At 59.8% G+C, this 8,003-nt stretch carries 6 protein-coding genes and 3 pseudogenes; 7 read left to right on the top strand and 2 right to left on the bottom strand.

Annotated elements, in window-relative coordinates; genetic code table 11:
* The 5 genes and pseudogenes from D1227_RS20260 to D1227_RS17195 all read left to right on the top strand — a co-directional run.
* Positions 1-744 (top strand): TraG/VirB4 family ATPase (locus D1227_RS20260; protein WP_459178278.1); only part of this gene is annotated, 744 nt, incomplete at its 5' end.
* A 9-nt stretch (positions 745-753) separates the two neighbouring features.
* Positions 754-1,023, top strand: a complete 270-nt coding sequence (locus D1227_RS17210) for a TrbJ/VirB5 family protein (RefSeq protein ID WP_051625027.1) — start codon at positions 754-756, stop codon at positions 1,021-1,023.
* 25 nt (positions 1,024-1,048) lie between these two features.
* Positions 1,049-1,510, top strand: coding sequence for a Tn3 family transposase (locus tag D1227_RS17205; protein ID WP_035540769.1), 462 nt, complete (start codon positions 1,049-1,051; stop codon positions 1,508-1,510).
* Between the two features lie 73 nt (positions 1,511-1,583).
* A pseudogene (locus tag D1227_RS17200) lies at positions 1,584-1,805 on the top strand (IS3 family transposase); the annotation flags it as partial.
* Positions 1,806-1,961: 156 nt separating this feature from the next.
* Complete coding sequence (locus D1227_RS17195; protein ID WP_199285889.1) at positions 1,962-3,575, top strand: long-chain fatty acid--CoA ligase; 1,614 nt, start codon at positions 1,962-1,964, stop codon at positions 3,573-3,575.
* Positions 3,576-3,647: 72 nt separating this feature from the next.
* Here D1227_RS17195 and D1227_RS20540 read toward each other — a convergent pair.
* Together D1227_RS20540 and D1227_RS17180 are read right to left on the bottom strand one after the other, a co-directional pair.
* Positions 3,648-4,525, bottom strand: a pseudogene (locus D1227_RS20540) (acyl-CoA dehydrogenase family protein); the annotation flags it as partial.
* Positions 4,526-4,900: 375 nt separating this feature from the next.
* Positions 4,901-5,362, bottom strand: a pseudogene (locus D1227_RS17180) (transposase); the annotation flags it as partial.
* 181 nt (positions 5,363-5,543) lie between these two features.
* Here D1227_RS17180 and istA point away from each other — a divergent pair.
* Positions 5,544-7,067, top strand: coding sequence for an IS21 family transposase (gene istA, locus D1227_RS17175; RefSeq protein ID WP_035542056.1), 1,524 nt, complete (start codon positions 5,544-5,546; stop codon positions 7,065-7,067).
* On the top strand, positions 7,064-7,876 hold the full coding sequence (istB, locus tag D1227_RS17170; protein WP_119404655.1) for an IS21-like element helper ATPase IstB: 813 nt from the start codon (positions 7,064-7,066) through the stop codon (positions 7,874-7,876). The genes istA and istB overlap by 4 nt, the downstream gene beginning before the upstream one ends.
* Positions 7,877-8,003 lie beyond the last annotated feature (127 nt).

Below are 8,003 nucleotides of genomic sequence, written 5' to 3'. Positions count from 1 at the left end.
CATCCGTTCACGCTGGAAGGCCCGCATGGACGGCTTCTGGATGCTGATCATGAAAGCCTCAGTCTCGCGGACACCGCCACCTTCGAAATGGAAGAGCTGATGCACGCCAAAGGCGCGGTGGTACCCGTGATCACCTACCTGTTCCACCGGCTTGAGGCCCGGTTCACCGGCAAACCAACGCTGCTCATCCTAGATGAGGCCTGGCTGTTCATGGATGATCCGATGTTCGCGGCGCGCATCCGCGAATGGCTGAAGACCCTGCGAAAAAAGAACGTGTCCGTCGTGTTCGCCACGCAGAGCCTGGCCGACATCGCGAACTCAAGCATTGCGCCAGCGCTCGTCGAGTCCTGCCCGACACGGATATTCCTGCCCAATGAACGCGCGCAGGAACCGCAGTCCCGCGAGACCTATCACCGGTTCGGCCTCAACGCCCGCCAGATCGAACTGATCAGCCGGGCCACCCCGAAGCGCGATTATTATCACCAGTCGCCGCTGGGTGCGCGCGTGTTCGACCTCGGCCTCGGGCCGATCGCGCTCTCGATCTGCGGTGCGTCCTCGCCCGACGATCAGGCCATGCTCGACCGCATCTGGGCCGAGACGGAAGGCGACGGGTTCGCGGCCTGCTGGCTGATCGAGAAGGGCCTGCCCTGGGCGGCTGAGCTGCTCACCCGCTGGCCCGGACATGCGCCGGAGTCCGAAGCGCACGCGCCCTTCAATCCCGCCCACATCCTCGCAGCCGAATAGGAACCCCCGATGAAACGTCTTCTCTCCTCCGTCCTCATCTGCGCCGCGCCGCTTTCTATCCTCATCGCGCCGCCAGCTTCGGCCCAATGGACGGTCTATGACCCCGCCAATCACATCCAGAACATCTACCAGGCCGTCCGCTCCCTTCAGGAGGTGAACCAGCAGATCCAGCAACTCACCCATGAGATCGAGATGCTGGAGAACATGGCGCGCGATCTCGAAGCGCTGCCTGACAGTATTGGACTTGTACCGGTTTTGTGCCGGTCACTTGAGAGTTAAACACTCATACAAGGAGACCGAAGAGATGATGAAGCATACAGAAGATTTCAAACAGGAAGCGGTTCGCATTGCGCTGACCAGTGGATTGTCCCGGCGGCGTGTGGCTGCTAATTTGGGTGTCGGATTGTCGACGCTGGGCAAGCAGGTGACCGCCGAACTCAACAAGGGTGAGGCGCGCAACACTCTGGCCCGGGCCGTTGCCTTCCACCGCCTTGGCCGGTTCCGAGATCGGGGCCAAGAAAACCAGCAAACTCGCGCTGCCGCGCTCAATCTTGTGACGGCGGCAATCATTTTGTTCAATTGTCGATATCTCAACCGGGCCGTGGGCGCACTCAACCTCCGCGCAATGCCTGATCATGCAGAGGCGCTGCGGCAATTGTCCCCGCTGGGCTGGGATCATATCAATCTGACTGGCGACTATGTTTGGTCTGACGTCGGCAATTTTGATGATGATGGGCTTTTACCGCTGAAAATCACCGCAAAGTGATCAGCTTGCATGGCCCTTCCGTGAATCTGTGTCCCAATAATGCACTGAGGCCTCCAGGGGGATGGTTGGCTGGTCGACGAGCCGGTCGGGCAACTGTTGGGACAATGCCGCGATGGAGAGCTTCTTCTCCTTGCTCAAGACCGAGCGGATCGCGCGGAAAGTTTATCGCTCGCGCAACCACGCTAGGGCCGATGTGTTCGATTACATCGAATGCTTCTACAACCCCATCGGCAGGCACTCGACCATCGGATACAAAAGCCCCATCGACGTCGAACGCGAAGCCGGTGTAGCATGAATGAGCCTATCTCCGTGTCCACCAAACGGCAGCAGGCCACAACTGGGCCTGCGGGCAAGACGGCGGTCAATTGACAGCATGCGCGCCTGCGCGTCATACGGAACAGAAGGGCGCGTTGCGCATAACACGCCGGGGCCGCTAGGAGAAGAATGCAACATGCTGCAAGGATTGATGCAGGACGCACCGTTGCTGGTCAGTGGTATATTACAATATGCCGCCCGCGCGCATGGCGAGCGGGAGATCGTCTCGAAGCTCGTCGATGAGTCCGTCTGGCGGTATGACTGGCGTAGCTGCGACCAGCGTTCGCGCCAGGCGGCGCAGGCCCTTGGCGTGCTCGGTGTTGCAACGGGCGACCGCGTCTCCTCACTCGCCTGGAACACGCACCGCCATCTCGAACTCTTCTATGCGATTCCTGGAATGGGGGCCGTTCTGCACACCGCCAACCCGCGCCTCAGCGACGAACAGATCGCCTTCACTATCGAGCATGCAGGTAGCCGTGTCCTATTGTTTGAACCTAATCTTGCCGAGCTCGTCGCACGGTTGCGCCCTCTCCTCCCCGGGATCGAGCATTATGTCCTTCTCGCCGAGCGCGCAGCTTTCGTGCCGGATCTTGCCGACGCGTTGAATTATGAGGCCTTGCTAGCGCACGAGGACGGCGCCCTCGCATGGCCGAGCTTCGATGAAAAGGCGGCCGCCTTTCTTTGCTATACCTCGGGGACGACAGGCGACCCCAAGGGCGTCCTCTACAGCCACCGCTCGATCGTTCTCCATGCCATGGCGGCCGGCCTCAGCAGCGCCTTCGGATTCAGTGCTTTCGATGTCATCATGCCGTGCTCTTCAATGTATCACGCCACCGCATGGGGTCTGCCCTTCACGGCTGCGATCAACGGCTGCAAGCTTGTGCTTCCGTGCGACAAGATGGACGGTGCCAGTCTTGCCAACCTGATCAACGAAGAGGGCGTCACCTTTTCGGGCGGCGTGCCAACGATATGGACGATGTACCTCGCGCACCTTGATGCCACGGAGAAAGGCGTCGGCAATCTCAAGCGCCTCGTGATCGGCGGCTCGGCCGTGCCGAGGGCAATGGCCGAAACGTTTCGGACACACTATGGAGTCACCGTGCTCCAGCTCTGGGGCATGACCGAAACCAATCCGCTCGGGGTGATTTCGACACCCACCCCGCTCCTTATGGCTGAAGGTGACGATTTCGCGATCGATGTTCTGCTCAGCAAGCAGGGTCGCATGCAGTTCGGCATCGAACTGCGCATTATCGATGATGGCGGCGTGCCGCTGCCATGGGACGGCGAGCAGGCTGGCGCGCTTCAGGTGCGCGGACCATGGGTCGTCGACCGCTATTTTCCCGATATTGAAGGCGTCGGCAGCGATGGCTGGTTCGACACCGGCGACATCGGCACGATTGACCGCTTTGGCTTTCTCCGGCTGACCGATCGCGCGAAGGACGTCATCAAGTCGGGCGGCGAGTGGATCAGCTCGATCGACCTCGAAAATGCGGCGGTTGGATATCCCGGCGTCCGGATTGCAGCCGTTATCGGCGTCTATCATCCAAAATGGGAAGAACGTCCCCTTCTCGTGATCGAAACACATGAGGGCCAGGTCGTTACCGCCACCGACATTCGCGCGCACCTAGAAACGAAGGTTGTTCGCTGGTGGCTGCCGGACGACATCCTGTTTGCAAAAGTGCCGCTTACAGCGACCGGAAAGATCGACAAAAAGGGCTTACGCGAAACGTATCGCGACCACCTTGCCTAGGCGAGGTCACATCCGGCAAGGCCATATAGAATAGAATTCAACGCCTACGGGCAATAGCCCGCTTCTCTTTTTTCAGTAGCTTCTTGGCAGACCAAGGACATGTTCAGCGACATGGGACAGGATCATGTTCGTGCTAATCGGGGCCACTTGATACAACCGGGTTTCACGTTACTTGCGCTCAATGTCATATTCGACAGCAAAACCAAATCCGCCATGGGTCTGGATGCAGGCTTCACCGGCAGCCCAGCTTGCCTCTGCAGCGAGCATTTTTTAGATATTGGCTTGCTCGCCAACATTTTCGCCCGCCTCATATTTGCGCAGCCCGTCATGCACCATCAACTCGGCGGCGCGCATTTGTACGTAGGCGCGCGCGATAGGAAATTGCACACCCTGATTCTGGCCGATAGGGCGACCGAAAAGAACGCGCTCATTCGCGTAGGCCGTTGCCTTGTTGATGAACCATTTAGCATCGCCCACGCATTCCGCAGCGATCAGCAAGCGCTCGGCGTTCATGCCTGACAGGATGTATCGAAAGCCTTTGCCCTCATCGCCAATCAAATTTGCGACAGGTACGCGTAAGTCCTCGAAGAAAACTTTGGTGGTCGCGTGGTTCATCATCGTTTCGATGGGTCGTATGGTGAGGCCATTGCCGATCGCTTCGCGCATATCGACGAGGAACACCGAGAGCCCCTCGGTGTGCGACGCACCTGATCTTGCGGCGTGGTGCGAGCGAGGAGAATCATCAAGTCCGAATGTTCGGCGCGGCTGGTCCACAGTTTCTGCCCGTTGATGATATAGTGATCGCCATCCCTTTTTGCGGAAGTTTTCAGGCTTAGTGTATCCGTGCCACTGGTCGGTTCGGTTACGCCAAAGGCCTGCAGCCGCAATTCGCCGCTCGCAACCTTGGGAAGATATTGTGCTTTCTGCGCGTCGTCCCCATGGCCGCATAGCTTACAATAAATGGCCTCCGACAATCCCGGGGCGGTTCAATTTACATGGATCAATTTATCCAGAGCGTGATGAACATCGGAAAGCCTTGATCATAGTTTTGGGATGTAGATAGGCGAATCGAACCGGAAATCGCTTCGCGCTCAGCAAGTGACATGACGCCCAGCTTTCCCCCAGCTGGGATTAGAGCCGAGCCACGTTGTCGCGCATGAGCGCTGTGTACCCCGTCAGCATTTTGGCTGCATCCGCTGTGCTAAACATCGCCATCCCTTTGACAAGTCCTGATAACGAGTCCAGCTTGTTTTAGTCGGCAAGGTTGGGTAGCGTCCCATCACGTGGTGTAATTCGTGCACGCCGTCTCGGCTGCGGTGATGGGTTCAGTTGCCCACGCCGGGCAGACTGAGAACAGGGTTATCGACGATCCTGGCGAGACTTTCCAGTGACATGTATCGCCGGGTGAGCGCCCATTCGTCGTTCTGCTCAAGCAGCAGTGCGCCGACAAGGCGGATGATGGCGGCATCGTTCGGGAAGATACCGACGACATTGGTGCGTCGCTTGATCTCCTTGTTGAGGCGTTCAAGGGGATTGGTCGAGTGGATCTGCGTCCAGTGTTCCTTCGGGAAGACCATGTAGGCGAGCACGTCTTCCTCGCTGGCGTCCATCAGTTCGGCGACTGAGTTGAAGCGCTCTCGCAGATTATCGGCAACACTGCGCCATTGTTCACGGGCTGCCTCCTGGGTCTCCTGAACGAACACCGTTTTCACCAGGGCGGCGACGGCGGCCCGGTGCGTCTTGCCGACACGGCCAAGCACATTGCGCATCCAGTGCACCCGGCATCTGCAGCGCGACAATCAGGATGAGAGTTGCGCGACAAACGGGATGAGAACGCTTCGGGGCGGGAACGTAGGGAGGGCGTAGCCCGACTGGAGTTCCTGCCCCGAAGCGTAAGTTTTTCAGGACTTTCTGGTGCTCGCGGTCGGTGGAGTAAGCTGGCGATTTTCCATTCGGAGGGATCGCATCTTGCCCGGCCGCCACATAACCGACCATCAGATGAGGCTCTATATGACGTACAGGAAGACTTACCCGATAGCCGTTGCCGCCGCGAAGGCGTCGATCAGCCCGGCAACCGCCTATCGGATCGAGAAGGATCCAAGACCGCCTTCACAGAAGACCGAGGCGCGCGGCCGCCGGCGCCCTGATCCCCTGGCCGGCATTTTCGATGCCGAAGTCGTGCCGATGTTGCAGGCAGCGCCGGGCCTCCGGCCCGTGGCTGTTTTCGAGGAGTTGATCCGGCGTCATCCTGATCTGGGTGAGAGCGTACGGCGCACGCTTGAGCGTCGCATTCGGGCCTGGCGCGCCATTCATGGCGAGGAGCAGGACGTCATCTTCCGCCAGGTGCAGGAACCCGGCCGGCTGGGGCTTTCGGATTTCACCGACATGGCCGCACTCGGCATCACGATTACCCACCAGGTTCTGGACCATCGGCTCTACCATTTCCGGCTGGCCTATTCCGGCTTTGAACACGCCCATGTCGTACTCGGTGGGGAGAGTTTCGTCGCCCTGGCAGAAGGCCTGCAGAACGCACTCTGGTCGCTGGGCGGGGTGCCGCGTGAGCACCGCACGGACAGCCTGTCGGCGGCCTTCCGTAATCTGGGCAAGGAGGCGCGCGAGGACCTGACCCGCCGCTATGACGAGATGATCACCCATTATGGCATGGTCGCCTCGCGCAACAATGCCGGCATCGCCCGCGAGAACGGCGCCATCGAGGGCCCGCACGGCCACCTCAAACGCGCGATCGAGGATGCCCTCTTGCTACGGGGGGCGCGCGATTTCGACACCCTCACTGCATATCGCGGTTTCGTCGACGAGATCGTCAGCCGCCGCAACGCGCGCAATGCCAGACGCATCGACGCAGAGCGAAGTGAGCTCAGGCAACTGCCCGAGCAGCGTAGCGCCGACTTTGAGGAACTCGGTGTGCGGGTCACATCCTCAGGCGGATTCACCCTGCGCAAAGTTTTCTACACCGTGCCCTCGCGTCTCATCGGTCATCGCCTGCGCGTGCGCCTCTATGACGACCGCCTCGACGTCTTCATCGGCAGCACACATCTCATGACATTGCCGCGCGGGCGCGCTTCGCCTTCCGGCAAGCATGATCAGGTCGTCAACTACCGACACGTCATCCATGCCCTGAAGCGCAAACCGATGGCCTTGATGCGGCTTGTCTACCGCGACCAGCTGTTCCCACGTGAAGCCTACAGGCAGACCTTCGACCTCCTCGTCGATCGTTTGACCGAGCGCCAGGCGTGCCAGATCATGGTCGAGCTGCTTGGTCTCGCCCACGAACGCGGCTGCGAGCGCGAACTGGCTGAAGAGTTGTCGATCTGTCTGGGTACTGGCGACCTGCCTGACATGGGCCGTCTGCGAACCCGCTTTGCGCCTGATGCCGCCAGCCTGCCCAATGTCGTCGTCCGCCTCGAGCCGCTTCAGGCCTATGAAGCGCTCATCGGCTCCACACCTGCGCTGGCGACGGGAGAAGGAGCATGAAGAACTCCGCGACAGACCCGACCCGGCTCAGCCTGCTCCTCAACGAGCTGCGCTTGCCTGCAACCAAGGTCAGCTGGCCAAAGTTCGCAGACCAGGCTGACAAGGAAGGCTGGCCCGCCGCCCGCTTCCTCGCCGCACTGGCTGAGCACGAACTGGCCGAACGTGATCGCCGCCGCATCGAGCGGCATCTCGCAGAGGGCCGCCTCCTGCCTGGAAAAACGCTCGACACATTCGAGTTCGACACCGTGCCGATGGTCTCGAAGGCTCAGGTCATGGCCATTGTCGCGGGCGACATCTGGCTGGGCAAAGGCGCAAACCTGCTTCTGTTCGGACCGCCCGGAACCGGCAAAAGCCACCTCGCTTCGGCGATCGGACTCGCGCTCATCGAGAGCGGATACCGGGTTCTGTTCACTCGAACCACCGATCTCGTCCAGAAGCTGCAACAGGCCCGTAGAGATCTCGTTCTCGAGAACGCCCTGGCAAAACTCGACAAGTTCGATCTGCTCATCCTCGATGATTTCGCATACGTCACCAAGGATCAGGCCGAGACCAGCGTCCTCTTCGAGCTCATCAGCACACGCTACGAGCGCCGGTCCATGTTGATCACAGCCAACCAACCGTTCGGGGAATGGAACAAGGTCTTCCCCGATCCCGCCATGACACTCGCCTCCGTCGATCGCCTCGTTCACCACGCAACAATATTCGAGATGAATGTCGAAAGCTATCGGCGCCGACAGGCCGTTGAGCGACGAAAGGGACCAGGAAGGCCCGCCGCGTTCGCAACCACCAACAATATCATGCCTGATTGACGCGCCGCGACAATCAAACTGACAAACCTCTTGCAAGCGTCAATCTTTGACGCAATCATTCAAAAATCGCGGCTCCAGATTCTCATCCTGATTGACGCTCGCTTCTCATCCAGAATGTCGCGCTACA

The sequence above is a fragment of the Henriciella mobilis genome, assembly GCF_003576315.1.
Taxonomy (GTDB): domain Bacteria; phylum Pseudomonadota; class Alphaproteobacteria; order Caulobacterales; family Hyphomonadaceae; genus Henriciella; species Henriciella mobilis.
Note: the sequence above shows the minus strand (reverse complement) of the source record. Positions and strands in the feature narration are given on the sequence as shown.